The organism is Paenibacillus sp. CCS19, from assembly GCF_033239625.1.
GTDB lineage: Bacteria > Bacillota > Bacilli > Paenibacillales > Paenibacillaceae > Paenibacillus_T.
In genome coordinates this window covers 47,201-60,654 of sequence record NZ_BTCK01000020.1, presented here as the reverse complement: position 1 = coordinate 60,654, position 13,454 = coordinate 47,201, and the positions used below count along the sequence as shown (strand labels likewise).

Annotated in this window: 12 protein-coding genes and 1 tRNA gene; 3 read left to right on the top strand and 10 right to left on the bottom strand. The window is 52.0% G+C overall.

Annotated elements, in window-relative coordinates:
• Nucleotides 1-61 precede the first annotated feature (61 nt).
• The 4 genes from SBI19_RS15220 to SBI19_RS29665 all read right to left on the bottom strand — a co-directional run bounded on the left by SBI19_RS15220 (nucleotide 62) and on the right by SBI19_RS29665 (nucleotide 3,630).
• Nucleotides 62-748: a hypothetical protein gene (locus SBI19_RS15220; protein ID WP_317969601.1), complete on the bottom strand. Its 687-nt coding sequence runs from the start codon at nucleotides 746-748 to the stop codon at nucleotides 62-64.
• 29 nt (nucleotides 749-777) lie between these two features.
• Nucleotides 778-1,410, bottom strand: a complete 633-nt coding sequence (locus tag SBI19_RS15215; RefSeq protein WP_317969599.1) for a DUF4004 family protein — start codon at nucleotides 1,408-1,410, stop codon at nucleotides 778-780.
• 296 nt (nucleotides 1,411-1,706) lie between these two features.
• A tRNA-Thr gene (locus tag SBI19_RS15210) sits at nucleotides 1,707-1,782 on the bottom strand.
• A gap of 93 nt (nucleotides 1,783-1,875) precedes the next feature.
• Nucleotides 1,876-3,630: a sensor histidine kinase gene (locus tag SBI19_RS29665; protein WP_483312298.1), complete on the bottom strand. Its 1,755-nt coding sequence runs from the start codon at nucleotides 3,628-3,630 to the stop codon at nucleotides 1,876-1,878.
• 125 nt (nucleotides 3,631-3,755) lie between these two features.
• Here SBI19_RS29665 and SBI19_RS15195 point away from each other — a divergent pair, with 125 nt between their 5' ends.
• Nucleotides 3,756-4,406: a hypothetical protein gene (locus SBI19_RS15195; protein ID WP_317969597.1), complete on the top strand. Its 651-nt coding sequence runs from the start codon at nucleotides 3,756-3,758 to the stop codon at nucleotides 4,404-4,406.
• A gap of 642 nt (nucleotides 4,407-5,048) precedes the next feature.
• On the opposite strand, the gene SBI19_RS15190 is transcribed toward SBI19_RS15195, so the two are convergent.
• From SBI19_RS15190 to SBI19_RS15175, 4 genes are all read right to left on the bottom strand, one after another.
• Entirely contained in the window at nucleotides 5,049-5,783 is a 735-nt protein-coding gene (locus SBI19_RS15190) for an EAL domain-containing protein (protein ID WP_317969595.1), read from the bottom strand.
• Nucleotides 5,784-5,941: 158 nt separating this feature from the next.
• A complete protein-coding gene (locus tag SBI19_RS15185; RefSeq protein ID WP_317969593.1) occupies nucleotides 5,942-6,883 on the bottom strand; it encodes a M15 family metallopeptidase in 942 nt (313 codons plus the stop codon).
• 116 nt (nucleotides 6,884-6,999) lie between these two features.
• Nucleotides 7,000-8,454 carry an HD-GYP domain-containing protein gene (locus tag SBI19_RS15180; RefSeq protein ID WP_317969591.1) on the bottom strand — a complete coding sequence of 485 codons (1,455 nt, stop codon included), beginning with the start codon at nucleotides 8,452-8,454 and terminating at the stop codon, nucleotides 7,000-7,002.
• A 30-nt stretch (nucleotides 8,455-8,484) separates the two neighbouring features.
• On the bottom strand, nucleotides 8,485-9,369 hold the full coding sequence (locus SBI19_RS15175; RefSeq protein WP_317969589.1) for a multicopper oxidase family protein: 885 nt from the start codon (nucleotides 9,367-9,369) through the stop codon (nucleotides 8,485-8,487).
• 281 nt (nucleotides 9,370-9,650) lie between these two features.
• Here SBI19_RS15175 and SBI19_RS15170 point away from each other — a divergent pair, with 281 nt between their 5' ends.
• Nucleotides 9,651-10,958: a Rossmann-fold NAD(P)-binding domain-containing protein gene (locus SBI19_RS15170; RefSeq protein WP_317969587.1), complete on the top strand. Its 1,308-nt coding sequence runs from the start codon at nucleotides 9,651-9,653 to the stop codon at nucleotides 10,956-10,958.
• 109 nt (nucleotides 10,959-11,067) lie between these two features.
• Here SBI19_RS15170 and SBI19_RS15165 read toward each other — a convergent pair whose 3' ends face one another.
• On the bottom strand, nucleotides 11,068-12,105 hold the full coding sequence (locus tag SBI19_RS15165) for a globin-coupled sensor protein (RefSeq protein WP_317969585.1): 1,038 nt from the start codon (nucleotides 12,103-12,105) through the stop codon (nucleotides 11,068-11,070).
• A gap of 168 nt (nucleotides 12,106-12,273) precedes the next feature.
• On the opposite strand from SBI19_RS15165, the gene SBI19_RS15160 reads away from it, so the two are divergent.
• A complete protein-coding gene (locus SBI19_RS15160; protein WP_317969583.1) occupies nucleotides 12,274-13,146 on the top strand; it encodes an SDR family oxidoreductase in 873 nt (290 codons plus the stop codon).
• A 159-nt stretch (nucleotides 13,147-13,305) separates the two neighbouring features.
• Here the strand turns inward: SBI19_RS15160 and SBI19_RS15155 are convergent, their stop codons facing one another.
• Nucleotides 13,306-13,449 carry a hypothetical protein gene (locus tag SBI19_RS15155; RefSeq protein WP_317969581.1) on the bottom strand — a complete coding sequence of 48 codons (144 nt, stop codon included), beginning with the start codon at nucleotides 13,447-13,449 and terminating at the stop codon, nucleotides 13,306-13,308.
• Between the last annotated feature and the right edge of the window lie 5 nt (nucleotides 13,450-13,454).

The following is a 13,454-nucleotide window of genomic DNA, read 5'->3' as shown; positions in this document are numbered from 1 at the left end:
TCCTCGTTTCATTCAATCTGTATCCCTGTCTCGCATGACCAATTGAGTTACACGCAACTGACTAGATCTGCACGCGCTCCCTGACCGTTGACGATGCATCAACCTTCAATTCCGTCTTGTACTCCACTCGACTAATCGTGCAGCCCGGTCCGATAACGACGCTGCGCCCGCGAACAACCCCTGCTGAAGTTGACTCCAGCGTAACGTCGTCCCCTTCGATCAACTTGGCTTCCAGCTGCGGCACGATCATCGGGATCAAATAACGAAGAGGACCTATCCATCGTTTATTCGTCCGTTTGACCTTAATCGACGTGCCTCCGATTTCATTCACGCGGCAGCGTGCTTGGAGACCGATCTCGATATGTCCCGCGTTAAGCAGTCCGTTCAAATCAAATCCCCCATGCACAATGACTTTCTCCGCTTCGCAGTCACCTGTGAGCTTCAGCCATCCATTCACGCGGATCTCGTCACCAGCTACCGATCCGCTCATCCGGACTTTCCCGTCAATTGCGATCGTATTGGCAGCAATGTCACCGTGGCCATTCATAATACCGTTCACGTCGAGCCGGTCCGCCTCGATGCCGCCCTTCATTTTGGTAATGCCGTTCACCCTTATCGTCTCGCACTTCACGCTGCCATCGACTGTAGCTATGCCGTCCACGTTCACATACCGGTACCAACCGCCAGCCGCTCTTCCTGTCCCGTTAATCGTCAGATCGCCGCGAACCGCCTCTTGTTTGCTTTCCATTCCCGATTCCCCCTGTCCACTGCTTGTTGTCATTCATATGCGTACAGCTTCGACTTGAACGTCTCTGCCGCTTCATCTATCGATAGACTTGCCGCTATCACAACCGATTCCTCTGGATACAGAGGCCCGCCCTCGAGAAGCAGGATGATACGCTTCCCCGCTGTTTGCAAGACGACGAGATGACATGCCCGCTCCTCCAGCTGTGGGATTCGACTGCTCAGCAGCTGTAATAGTCGCGTGCCTTCTTCCTCCGTCATACCGCCCGGCAGCACCCGATGCAGCCAGTCTGCAACGAACAAATAAAACGCCTGATCAAAGGCCAGCTTGCCACCGTCGAGCATCTGCCGTGCATAGCGGTCTATCATGATCGTTGATACGATGCGTCCTTGAATCTCCTCCATTTGCAGGCGAATGTCGGATTGCAGCGTCGACAGTCTGCCGACCAGCTCATCAAGCGAGAGATCCTCCTTCATCGAGAGAATGTGACTGATTCGTCCAACAATCAGCCCACGAGGGAAGAACGTTTCTTGACCTGTGAAGGTCGACTTGCGGATAAACCACTCTTCCGGAATAAGCCGCTTCCGCTTCCAGCGGTACAGCTGGCCGTAGGAGATTCCCATCTCTTCAAGCAGATCCTTCTTCGAAATAAGCTCTTGTTCCATCCTCTTCTACTCCTTTCCGATCGAATGATCGGTAATATGGCCGTGTTTCCATCGCAATTCCTTCGCAACAATGTAACATAACACTGTTACGCTGATTAAACAGAACAAAGCGCCGACTTAGCCAGCATTAGTCCGAATCGCAAACCATTGATTTATCCTTATCATACTTGACGCAATCGAGATGTTACAGCGCCGTAAGCCTGAACATGCATCGGTCTTCAGACGGAGAACTGCAATTTTAACGAAAAACGCAAAAAACGCGATTCCCGAAGGAATCGCGCTCGAATGTGAAAGAATGGTGCTGATGAAGGGATTCGAACCCCCGACCTACGCATTACGAATGCGTTGCTCTACCAGCTGAGCTACATCAGCATGTCCGCCTTGTTAAGAGGCTTCGTCGCATCAGCGACTTTTATAATATACCTCGCGGACAAACAGAAGTCAACACTTTTCGTTCAAAAAGTTTTACTGCTCAGGCGACTCCGCTTCGGATGCCGTCAGCAGCGGCAATCGCAAGGTGAATGTGCTGCCTTCCCCCTTCGCGCTCGAGATCGTGAGCGAACCGCCAAGCAGTCTTGCAAGCTGCAGACTGATCGATAATCCAAGACCCGTGCCGCCATATTTGCGATTGACTGCGCCATCCTCTTGCTGGAATGCCTCGAATATAAGCTGCTGCTTCTCTTCGTCGATGCCGATACCGGTATCGATAACCGACATCGTCAGCCAGCGTTCCTGCTGCTGCGAATTCTCCTGCTTCCGCTGCCTTCTAGCCGTGTCCTGCATGTCAGTCTGTATCCCATCCGACTGCCATTCGTAATCCGATGAATTGGACGCGCGTACGGGTGCAGCTTCTTGTCCCGCTGCCGCCTCCTGTTTCGCAGCGCCTTCGCCGCGCTTCAGCACCGACAGTGCAGGGGCGACAGCCGCTTCATAGACGGATTTGCGAATACGGCCCGTTGTCGTCTGGCCGGAACGGACAATGACACCTTGTGACGACGCAGGACGGCCGCGATACAGTGCAGATGTCCAGTCGCGGATGCGACGCTTCGTTGCAGCCGTGTCGGTCATCGTCTCCATCGCTATGCGGAGCGTGACGGAACCCTGCTCTGTAAACTTGAAGGCGTTGACGAGCAAGTTTCGCATAATCTGGTTCACCCTTAGAGCGTCCGTATACATCGTATACGGCACGTCCTCGGCGATTTCCACAACGAAAGGCAGCGACTGCTGATCCGCCATCGGCTGGAACATCGCCTGCAGCATTTGCACCAGATCGAGCGGTGAAATCGGCTCGATGACAATGTCCATTTTGCCCGCTTCGACCTTGGAAAGATCGAGAATGTCGTTAATGAGCTGCAGCAGCTCATTGCCCGCGGCATTAATAATCTCGCCGTAGCGCACCTCGTCCATTCCATAGCGTTCGTCATCATTATCTCTAATGAGCTGGGACATGAGCAGAATGCTGTTGAGCGGCGTCTTCAGCTCGTGCGACATGTTGGCGAGAAACTCCGACTTGTATTTCGAAGCGAGCATCAGCTGCCGGGCCTTCTCTTCCAGATCCCGCTTCGCTTCGCGCAGCTCCTTCGTCTGCCGCCGCAAAATGATGTTCATGCCGCGCAGTTCGTCGATCCGCTGCTGTTCTTTGTGAAAGTCGCGAATCATGAATACGAAAAATCCGCTCAGCAGTGTAGATAGCGGCAGCGTAATCGGCGCCACCTCGTGCCAGTACTCGCTGAACCCAATCGAACCCATCATCGCAATATCAAGCGCATTCAATAGATTGATCAGAATGACCGCAACGGTCGTCTTCCAGACGAACCGCCAATCGACCGCCTGCAGAAAAGCGTTGATCGCCGCCGCGAACACGCCAAGCAGCGTCATGTTCATACATCCTGCCCAGGATGTTTCGTTCACTCCGTCGTACATCAGCCTCCCGACACCAATACCGATCCCGATAATAATGAAGGTGCTTGGCCGCTTGAAGACGAGAATCGCCATAATGAGCGGAACGAATCGGAGATCGAACAGCTGTGTCTCCCCGACGCGCAGTCCGAACAGCATCGTCAGCCAGCCCGCCAGGATGAAGACGAATACGGAGATCCCCTGCTTCATCCGTCCGGAGATGCTGGGGAACAAATATTTGTAACCGATGTTGAATAAGTAAGCAATCGTAATGAGTACGCTCAAGTTGATGAAGAATACGCTGGAAAAGGAAACCTCCATCCTATCGCCTCGTTCCTGCAATGGTCTACCTTAGTACATTGTACACGATTGGCGCTTTCGAATCACCGCCAGGCATTCGCCTGCATAGCATAGAGCACCAGCCTATTGCACCGGAGGGGTTTGCCTTGGAAAAACTGGAGAAACTTCAGAAGATTGAAAAGGTCGAGAAGATCGAGAAACTTGAGAAACAGCACGAGAAGCATGAGAAACAGCACGAGAAGCATGAAAAGCAGCATGATAAATACGATAAACATGAGAAACACGACCATCACCATCATCAACAACATCATCATCACTATGAGCAGTATGGTGGTGGACAATACGGGCATTATGACCAACATGGTAAGCACGGGCATTATGGCCATCACGGTCAATATGGGCATTATGATGCATATGACACGCATGACAACTACGGCAAGCATGAGAAGCATGAGCAGTATGAAAAGTACGACAAGTATGATAAACATGACAAACATGAGAAGCAGCATAATCAAGTGGCGATTCATGAGCAGAAAGTAATTTACAAGGCTGATGCTGCCCATGTGAAGCATGTGCTCGACATCCGCAGCAAGATCCATCCGCTCTGCGGCAACTACATGCACCGCCATGTAACGGTGGAGACGGTCGATGGGCACAAATTTTCGGGCATGATTGTCCATGTGGATGAGAGCTGCTTGTATTTGCAATGTGCATGGTTCGATCCGCGCGGTTTCGTGCCGTATAATGCAGTATTGCCGCTGGTGCTGTTTGAATTGCTGGCTATTGCGCTGATGTAGCCCGGAGCTCTGGGAAAGAAACAATGAATTAGTAATTAGAAGCAAAATGTTATGCGTAGATAGAGATGATTATTCAACCGCTCCGAGTGCGGCATCATTCCTCCGATCGCTGTTATGTCCAGATTGTTCTGATTAGAGTAGATCTGTAATGGAAACAATCCGGACACAAAGGCGAACTAAAAGCTTTCCGGAGGAAAGCTACATCGGAAGCATATGCTCCGCTTCTCCAGAACGATGCAGCCCTCTCCGCTGAGGCTATGCGGCACTCTACATTATTTTAGGGAATATGGTCGCTCGCGTCTTAGATCCGCTCGCGGAATGACAAGGATGGAGCAAACCTAAGAGAAAAGTTACTGGCTGGGCACTAACGGTTGTTGGGCACTTAATTGGGGAGTTGGGCATACTTTGGAGGAGTAAGGGTTGCAATCGAGCTTATTTCGCTCGAAATTGGCGCGAACGGCTGATTGGGGAGCAATATGCTCTTTTGCAACCTTTACGTGTTCATGGAGGGCGTTGTGAGTGAAATAGGCGCTGTGGCAACCGTAAGGCGCGGAGCACGTTCGGCGGGTGAGCGAACTGCATCCCATACAAAAAAAACAACTGGTTGAGCGATAACTCAACCAGTTGTCTTCCTTATGCGGGTTAGGCTTGCTGCTGGAACGGGAGCAGGGCTGGGCGGCCGAGCCAGTAGCCTTGGCCGAGCGTTACGCCGAGATGCTTGGCGATTTGCCAATCCTGCTCCGTCTCCACACCTTCTAGAATCAGAAGCGCGTCATTCCTGCACAGCTCAGCCATCAGGTTCACGATACGCTGCTTCTGATTCGAAGCGGACAAGCCGCTTGCAAAGTAGCGGTCCAGCTTGACAACATCGGGCTTCAGCTCGACGAGCTTGCGCAGCGACGACGCACCTTCGCCCGTGTCGTCTAATGCAATACGGAAGCCGCTCGTTCGAAGCAGACTTGTGCCCTGCTCGAACGTCGGCGTGTTCCACAGATGCGCTTCCTCCGTCGATTCGTTCAGCTCAACGACAATTCGACGGAAATACCGTACGTAATTCACCTCCAGACCTGCGATAAAGGTTGAAAACAACGGGTTGCCAATAGTCGATGGAAGAAGATTGAGGAATAGAAGCGATTCGTCATCTGCGGCTCGCTCCTTGCCGAAAAAGGATTCGATCGCCGTCTCGAATGAGACCGTGTCCAGTTTGAACAGTTCTCCGCGCCGTCTTGCCGTCTGGAACAACCGATCAGGTCCGATTCCGGATTGACTTCGAATCAAAGCCTCATAGCCATAGACCTCTGCTGATCGTCCTTCAACGATCGGTTGGAAATGATGGAACAGCTCATCATAATCGAACGACTTTAAAGCTCTAGACATGGATGTGTACGTTCCTTTCATTGTCTATGACCCAATCTCCAAAAGGGACTACACAATCTATTCGACACGAATCGACCGATTCCTACTTTCTTCCTAAAAAATTTTATATATTTACCTTTTTAATAGATAATTTTGTCGAATCCCAGTTTCGAAAGTACCTATTTTGATCCATGGTCCGCGGTATATTCTTCCAACGTCAGCGCTCCTGAATGGATAACCTCAGCAAGGTCATCACCAACGTAACGCAAATGCCAAGCCTCGTATTTGTAGCCTGTTATATCTTCCTTGTCCTGCGGATATCGAATAATAAAGCCATACTCATAGGCATGATCGGCCAGCCAATTCGCTTCGTCCGTACCCGCGAAGCAGTCCTCTGCCGCACACTTGCCGTCTTTGCCGGAAACGTCCATTGCAAGACCGGTCTGATGCTCGCTGAAGCCTGGTTTGGCGCTGTAGCGCGAAGCCGCTTCGAGACCGTCGCGTTCCACATAGTTGTCGAACAACGTGCGTTGGCGGGATTCCGAGCGATAACCCGATACGCCAGCGAGCTCAATGCCATCCTTCTTAGCGGCGTCGAACAATTCCTTCAGGGCATCCGCGGCCTCGCGGCGCATTTTACGCTTATCCGACAATCCGCTGAATATAAACGCTACGTCCGGATAAACAAGATCGTCCGGCTCATAACCGGCAGGAAGACGATGCGTTTTGTTCACAAGCACACTAACGGCATTCGGATCCGATACGGTCACTACGTCGCTAGAACCGTTATTTCCTTTACTGCCGGAAGCTTGTCCACTGCCTGTCGAACCTGATGTCCCCCCGCCTGCTGGGTTGCTGTCCGTCTTCCCCTCGCCTTTGCTATCGCCCGATGCTGTCGATTCATTCGGCTGCGATGGCTTGTCCGCCTCTTGCTGCTCACCCGCAGTCGGTTTATCCGCTGATCCTGATTCCGTACTATTGTCTGGCGCTGCCACCGATCCAGATTGTTCCGATTGAAGGCTATCATCTGCAGCTGAGTCTTTACTAGTCAGCACAACATACGAACCGCCAATAACAAGAGCCACCCCGATGAGGGCGGCCCATATTCTTTTGCTCATCATGCGCTACCTCGTTTTCTATGAAGTCTATGAATATACGTTCTATTCTAATAGACGACATAATTCGAGTTTAGTTGCGCTTCTTAAGCATGCATATTGTGGATGTATCTCCGATTCCTTCAGGTGCTGGAACTAATGAGCTGCACTTGCTGCTGCTCCCGGTCTGTCCCTGACATCTGTTCGAAAAAAAGCTGATCCTCTTCCGCCAGTTTGAGCCAAGCATCCACGCACATCGGATCGAAGTGAACGCCCCGCTCCGATGCAATAATCGCCAGCGCCGCCTCGTGAGACATCGCCTGCCGATAAGAACGCGACGACGTCAAGGCGTCGTATACGTCAGCGACCGCCGTAACTCGTGCCAGCAGCGGGATTTGTTCGTGCTTCAAACGGTCAGGGTAGCCTGTACCGTCCCATTTTTCATGATGATTGCGAATAATGGCCAGCTCTTCCTTCATAAATCCAAGCCGCTTGCAGACGTCGTAACCCGCTAGCGGATGACGCTCAATGATATCCCGTTCGAAAGGGGTTAATTTGCCCGGCTTATTCAGAATGGAATCCGGCACCTTCAGCTTGCCAACGTCATGCACGATACCGCCGAGCGCAATCGCTCGGAGCTGCTCTGAATTTAATTCCATCCGCTCTCCTAGACGAAGCGCATACAGAGCGACACGATAATTGTGCCCCGCTGTGTAGGCGTCCCGCCGCTCGGTCGTTACGATCAGTGCGCGAACGTTCGGAGATAAGCAGGTTTCAATCCATTCGCGCGGATTCGCGCGGAACAGCCCCAGCAGCGAAGAACCACCTGCATCCTGCGCCCAGTACTGACGCATGACGCCGATGATCATGAACACGACAGAGAGAAGCAGCGTTACATGGTACTCCCACCAGCTGACATGCCATATCGTACCGGTCACCATAATGAACTGCGAGACGATTAACAATCCACAGCTCTGCACCAGCATAAAATGGAGCGGCGAGCCCCATGCCAGATACGATTGCCAGTACCGGCGCGCTGTCCATCCAATCAATCCGATCTCGACGACCGATTGCGCACCTTTGAACCAACCATTCTTGATCAGTTCGCTATGTACCCAATGCGTGTTCATGAACAACAGCGAACATACAATGAATAGAATTAGCGTCCACATCGGCAGCAGCATGACATTGTGGCGAGCCAGCATCCGAACGATCAATCGGTCACTGGACATCGAGGAAAGCCACAACCAGAACACAGCAAGGCTAAGACTGAGCTGTGCAGCGGCAGTCGGCAAGCTCGATGCATGCAGCAGAAACCCAGGAGTGGACAACCCGTGCAGCGTAAACACTTCGGCAAGCGATACAAAAGCAAGCGATACGAAGGTCACCTTCACATTGCGCATCCGAATACCGGCGACTCCAACTGCCAAGGCCAAAATAAAAGCTATCGCCGCAACCGTGCTGACTACATAGAAATGTCCAGTCGGCGTTTTGAAGGTAGGATCCATTGAACTAAAGCGGTGTAGCAATCCATAGCCAATCAGCGGCAACAGCATAACGATCAGAAGCGTGTTGCGAATTACTGCTTTGCTCCGCAAAAGCCGGTACCTCCATTCAAGTGGGATCGTTTAGTAGTGGATGAACGTGAACATCCCTCCGACCTGCGAGGTGAAATTGTTCGCATTATGATGCGGGATATGGCAGTGAAACGGCCAACGGCCCGGATTATCTGCAACAAATTCAATATCTCTGGTCTCCCCGGATGCTACGCCAATCGTGTTCATTAGCGGACGGCTGCCCGGGAAAAGCTTATTGCCGTCCATCGCCGTCAATTGAAATTGATGACCGTGCAAATGCATCGGATGAACATTCATTCCAATGCTGCCGAGCCGAATGCGGACTTTGTCGCCTTCCTTGGCAATCATCGGCCGCACATGCGGAAAACAGCGGCCATTCATGGTGAAGAAATTAAAGCCATCGCTGTACGGATCAATCCGATAGCGCCCTTGCTTCAGCTCGCCCTTGGACAGTCCAAGCAAACGGAACTGCTGCAGCATATAGACGTAATCGTGCGCGATTCCTTTCTCATTCGGGTCCATGATGACCAGCATGCCGCCAAGTCCACTAGACAACTGCCGAACGACATCGACATGCGAATGATACATATGCGTGCCCGGCCGGTTTCGAATCTGGAAGCGGTAATCGTAACGCTGACCCGGCTGAATGAGCGGCGTCGGTTCTATGCCCGGAACGCCATCCATTGTGTTCGGCACATCTAGACCATGCCAATGAACAGAGGTTGGCACGGGAAGACGATTTTCAACACGAATAATAACGTCATCACCCGTTCGGACCACGATCAGCGGACCCGGAATGGAGCCGTTATAGCCCCAGCCTTCCATCCAAATGCCCGGCAGCAGCTCTTGAGCGACCGGCTCAGCCTTCAGCTCAAACAGCTTAATGCCACCGTCGATCCGACAAGGCAGAATCGGCAAATCTGGCGCAACGATCATCGGAGCATTCCCCCGTTTCTGAAATCAGCTCTTTAAGTCCTTGTTCGCAAAGTTCGGCTTCGGCTTTCAGCCTCGCACTTTAGGGAACAACCTCTTCGAGGTGATACCATCAACGTGAAACATATGCTCTCTACCTTGATTTATACCTGACAATATTGCTGCCGTAAAGTAAAACTTTCCAATAACGATGCGAATCTGTCCTGCATGTCCGCTCTTGCATCAGTCGTTTTGATAGTTTGCGGAATAGGATGTACAAATTCGAATTGGAAGGAGGCGAAAGGATGGACAACCCTTTCGTCATAACGGTACTAGGAAGCTCGGGAGGCGTCGCTCGGGCTCTGCTTACGCTGTTCGAGCGTTCCTTATCGGACGAGCAATCCCCGCTTCACCATTACCTCAACAATGCCAAAATTCACGGAATCGATCGCGAACAAAAACCGCGCAGCTACTACCGCGAATTTGCGCCGGAACTCTCTTCCCGTCTCAAGCTTCATCAGCTTGACCTAACGCATGCCGAATCGCTCAAACAGCACTGCATGCGCACCAAAACTCAGCTCGTCATCGACCTGTCATGGGCCGATACGCGCAGCATGATCGCTTGCTGCGATGAGCTTGGCATCGCCTACGTGAACACGGCGCTCGAAGATACGGAAGTGGATGACATGCCAGAAGCAGAAGCTACCAGCTTGTTAGAACGGATTGACCGTTTCGAGAAGGTCGAGCACACGTTCAAGCAGGTGAAAGCCATTGTTTGTTCGGGCATGAACCCTGGCGTTGTGCAGTGGATGGCTGTGAAAATGATGAAAGAAAATCCTGACCAGAAGCCCCGTGCAATCTACGTTGTAGAAAAGGACGATACGTTCTACACAGACCGTTCGCTTGTGAAACCGAAGACGGTCTATGTGACATGGTCGCCGGAATGCTTCCTGGAAGAAGCAATCTCCAACTATCCGGTGTACTCCATCAGCGATGCGACCTATATGCTGTTCGATGATGTCTATAACCGCGAATACACAGTGAGGCTCGGCGATCTGACGTTCTCAGGCTGCATTATGGCGCATGAAGAGACGATTGCGCTTGCCGAAGACTATGAGCTGGAGTCCGCCTTCATCTATCGCGTCAACGATTATACGACCGAGCTGATCCAGGACAATCTCGACGATATCGAAGAGTTGTGGGAGTATGACCAGAAGCTGCTGCACCCCGATGACGGCGAGCTCGAAGGCTCCGACCTCGTCGGCGTACTGCTTGTCTATGACGATCATGAGCGTTACATGTACAACAACTTGAAGAACGTGGATGCCTATGCCGAGTTCAAAACGAATGCGACATACGTCCAAGTCGCCAGCGGCGTATATGCTGCCGCAGCCGTTATTTTACTCGACGGCATCAAGCCTGGCGTTCATTGGGTTCATGACCTTACGGAGTCAGAGAACAGCCGTTACGGTGACTATGTTACGTACTATTTGCGCGAGTTTGTAACAGGTACGAACGAAGGAACTGACGGCCTGCTGCTCGCTCGGCTTGTAGATGATGATGAAGACGAAGATGACGAAGATGACGAAGAAGATGATGTTTCCGTTCTGTAGCAGCGGCAGTTGCGACCTATGCCGCAGCCTTCATAGAAAAAGAAAATCCGCGTTGCCGTTAGCTGTCTCACGCTGTCGGTATCGCGGATTTTAGGTATGTTTATCGTTATTATTGCCTCTGCAGCTTCGAAAGCTCTGATGCAACGGATTCAATCATTTGGATGAATGACGCGAGCTCCTGCGAGCTTGCAGCCTGGCCATCGGCAAGCTTCAGCGTCGCTTCGCTGCCGGTGCGGACATGCTTCAGCGCATTGTTAATGTCAGTGAGCTTCGTTTGGATGACATCGAGCGAGTTCTTCGAGTTGGCAGCCAGCTTGCGAATCTCATTGGCAACAACTGCAAAGCCTCGCCCCTCATCGCCTGCACGCGCCGCCTCAATGGATGCATTAAGACCGATTAGATGGGTCTGATCCGACACATCCTTCATCGCAGAGCCGAGCTCGCCGATCGCTTTCACATGGTCATTAAGCGCCTGCACTTGCTCGTTGGAGCTGCGTTGAAGCTCGGCCGTATGCTGCGCTGCATGCGCCATCGATTTACTGCTCGCCGTCAGCTCCGTGATCATCGCCGTCAGCTCCTGTACCGCCCCGTTCACTTGGAGAAGCAGATGCTCCTTCTGATCGACCATTTGTTGAATCTTGTCCTTCTCGCCTTCCTCATAGGCTTCAAGCACGATCTGGGAATCGAGATTGAACAGCTTGCTCAGGGCAAGGACGATGACCGGCCACTGATCCGGCGACTCCTTCTTCAGCCAGCTCGTCGCAATATCGAGATAGAGCATATAGGTTCCTAGATACCAATTCGTCGTTAATCCGATCCGAGAGTGAATGCGCCCGATGTGCAGCCTGCGTTCAAAAAAAGCCTCGTCGATCGTTCCGTCCGTCAGCGACTCGAAATACCAGCGCTGCGTCTCCTTCAGCCGATCAAGCGTACTGTGCCGCTCAATAATCGCTGCCAATTCAGACTCCTTCATCAAACGATCGTAGAGCTCATCGACAACATTGTTCGTAATCCGCTTGAACAGCTCGCGCTGCTCCTGCAGCAGCGACAACTCTTCTTCGCGAATACCCGTGTACGTTACTTGCTGAAGTCGTTGGCCTTTCAGTTGGATACGGCCCTTCGTATGTCGTAATATCGTGTTCATCATCGTTCTCCTCCAGACAAGCCTGTTGTAGCTGTACTAATAACTATCGGTTTGCAAATCGTTAATAATTAGCCGCTTGCGATATTCATCACCATCCAGCGCATAGATTCGCCTGAATTCCCCATAATAAGTGCGAAATTAACATTTTGGCATATTAAGGAGGAAAGAGCGATGAGCCCTTCCCAACCACAAAAGCATCAAGTGCTCCCGCCGCAGCATCAGAATCGACAGCCAGGCATTGAATCCGAGATGAATCCACTCCCTGCCTTCGAGTCACCTTCCTATAAACCGGCCGGCAAGCTTCAAGGCAAGTCTGTTCTTATTACAGGCGGCGACAGCGGCATCGGTCGAGCGGCTGCTGTCGCGTTCGCCAAGGAAGGCGCCGACGTTGCCATCGTCTACTTGGACGAGCATGGCGATGCACAAGCGACGAAGACAATCATTGAAGGCGCCGGCCGACGCTGCCTGCTCATTCCCGGCGATATCGGAGACGAAACTTTCTGCCAACAAGCGGTTCAGCAGACGACAGCCGCACATGGCGGCATTGACGTACTCGTCAACAACTCCGCTGAGCAGCATCCGCTGCAGCAATTCGAGCAAATCACGGCACAGCAGCTGGAACGTACGTTCAAGACGAACGTGTTCGGCATGTTCTATCTAACCAAGGCGGCTATCCCGCTGTTGAAGCCTGGAACGGCAATTATTAATACCGCATCTGTGACCGCCTACAAAGGCAATCCGCTGCTTATCGACTACTCCTCGACGAAAGGCGCGATCGTATCGTTCACTCGCGCTTTAGCCGTACATCTGGCTGATCGCGGCATTCGCGTCAATGGCGTTGCGCCAGGCCCGGTCTGGACGCCGCTCATTCCAGCATCGTTCGACGCTCAGATGGTATCCGAATTCGGTTCCGATACTCCGCTGAAGCGTCCGGGACAGCCTTACGAGATGGCCGCTGCTTACGTCTACTTAGCGTGCGACGACTCGTCCTATATGACCGGGCAGATCATGCATATTAACGGGGGCGAAATTGTGAATGGGTAATAGGGGCTGTCGCCCGTTTTGAACCCGCCTTTTCAGACCAGCTTTCAAAACAAATCTTAGAATCGCACAGGTACAATTTGCAGGGATACGTGTAGATTTACCACTCTTATTCCTCGCCAACCGCAGAGATTCTAAACAAACAAGGGCTGATCCAGTGGATCAGCCCTTGTTTCTGCTGTTTCTGCTCTTGAACAAATGTTCATTGACGGGATCATTCAACTCCGCAATCGCTTCCGCCCGCTCGCTGCTCGCCACAACAATAAGGACAAAGATGACACAGCCAAGAATAATGGAGGACATCATCGGGC

Bases quoted from the DNA above. Each gene is read 5' to 3' on its own strand.
- SBI19_RS15220 (WP_317969601.1), bottom strand. From the start codon at position 748: ATGGAAAGCAAACAAGAGGCGGTTCGCGGCGATCTGACGATTAACGGG.
- SBI19_RS15215 (WP_317969599.1), bottom strand. From the start codon at position 1,410: ATGGAACAAGAGCTTATTTCGAAGAAGGATCTGCTTGAAGAGATGGGA.
- SBI19_RS29665 (WP_483312298.1), bottom strand. From the start codon at position 3,630: ATGGAGGTTTCCTTTTCCAGCGTATTCTTCATCAACTTGAGCGTACTC.
- SBI19_RS15190 (WP_317969595.1), bottom strand. From the start codon at position 5,783: ATGTCTAGAGCTTTAAAGTCGTTCGATTATGATGAGCTGTTCCATCAT.
- SBI19_RS15185 (WP_317969593.1), bottom strand. From the start codon at position 6,883: ATGATGAGCAAAAGAATATGGGCCGCCCTCATCGGGGTGGCTCTTGTT.
- SBI19_RS15175 (WP_317969589.1), bottom strand. From the start codon at position 9,369: ATGATCGTTGCGCCAGATTTGCCGATTCTGCCTTGTCGGATCGACGGT.
- SBI19_RS15170 (WP_317969587.1), top strand. From the start codon at position 9,651: ATGGACAACCCTTTCGTCATAACGGTACTAGGAAGCTCGGGAGGCGTC.
- SBI19_RS15165 (WP_317969585.1), bottom strand. From the start codon at position 12,105: ATGATGAACACGATATTACGACATACGAAGGGCCGTATCCAACTGAAA.
- SBI19_RS15160 (WP_317969583.1), top strand. From the start codon at position 12,274: ATGAGCCCTTCCCAACCACAAAAGCATCAAGTGCTCCCGCCGCAGCAT.
- SBI19_RS15155 (WP_317969581.1), bottom strand. From the start codon at position 13,449: ATGATGTCCTCCATTATTCTTGGCTGTGTCATCTTTGTCCTTATTGTT.